The sequence below is a fragment of the Pseudokineococcus marinus genome, assembly GCF_013004605.1.
Lineage (GTDB): Bacteria > Actinomycetota > Actinomycetes > Actinomycetales > Quadrisphaeraceae > Pseudokineococcus > Pseudokineococcus marinus.
In genome coordinates, this window is sequence record NZ_JABEMA010000544.1 from 1 (window position 1) to 1,145 (window position 1,145).

Annotated in this window: 1 protein-coding gene; it reads left to right on the forward strand. The window is 78.3% G+C overall.

Going from position 1 to position 1,145, the window contains the following annotated elements:
- A partial coding sequence (metE, locus tag HLB09_RS17350; RefSeq protein WP_171204525.1) for a 5-methyltetrahydropteroyltriglutamate--homocysteine S-methyltransferase occupies positions 1-1,086 on the forward strand: 1,086 nt, incomplete at its 5' end.
- Positions 1,087-1,145: the final 59 nt, after the last annotated feature.

The window sequence follows — 1,145 nt, forward strand, 5'->3', positions numbered from 1 at the left end:
GTCGCGGGCGTCGTCCCGGCCGACCTCGAGCGCGGGACGCCCGCGGCCGAGCGGCGGGCGCTCCAGGCCGCGGCGCTGGGCCTGCCGCTCCTGCCGACGACGACCATCGGCTCCTTCCCGCAGACGCCGGAGATCCGGCGCGCGCGGGCGGCCCACCGCACCGGGTCGCTCGACGACGCCGGGTACGAGGCGGCCATGGAGGCGGAGGTCCGCGCCGTCGTCGCGGCGCAGGAGGCCGCCGGCGTCGACGTGCTCGTCCACGGCGAGCCCGAGCGCGACGACATGGTGCGCCACTTCGCCGCCCGCCTCGACGGCTTCGTCACGCCGCTCCACGGGTGGGTGCAGTCCTACGGCAGCCGGTGCGTGCGTCCGCCCGTCGTCGTGGGGGACGTCTCCCGGCCGGCGCCGATGACGACGCGCTGGACGGCGTACGCGCAGTCGCTCACCGCCGCCCCGGTCAAGGGGATGCTCACCGGCCCGGTGACCGTCCTCGCCTGGTCCTTCCCCCGCGACGACGAGCCCCGCTCGACGACGGCGCGCCAGCTCGCCTTGGCGCTGCGGGACGAGGTGGCCGACCTCGAGGCCGGGGGCGCGCGCGTCGTCCAGGTCGACGAGCCGGGCCTGCGCGAGCTGCTGCCCCTGCGCGCCGCCGGGCGCGCGGAGTACCTCGCCTGGGCCGTCGACGCGTTCCGCCTGGCGACGGCCGTGGCCGCGCCGTCCACGCAGGTGCACACGCACATGTGCTACGCCGAGTTCGGCGACGTCATGGCCGCGATCGACGCGCTCGACGCCGACGTCATCAGCCTCGAGGCGGCGCGCTCGCGCCTGGAGGTGCTCGACGAGCTGGCCGCGGAGGGCTACGACCGCGGCGTCGGGCCGGGCGTGTGGGACATCCACTCCCCGCGCGTGCCCTCCGTCGACGAGGTGGCCGACCACCTGGCACGGGCCCTGGAGCGGCTGCCCGCGGACCGGCTGTGGGCCAACCCGGACTGCGGGCTCAAGACGCGGTCGGTCGAGGAGGTCGCGGCGGGGCTGGCCTCGCTCGTCGCCGGGGCCGCGCGGGCGCGCGAGCAGCTGGCGGGCTGAGCCCCGAGCCCGGGGCTGCGGGCCCCTCCCGCGGGTGCGACCAGGCGGTCGCGCCCGCG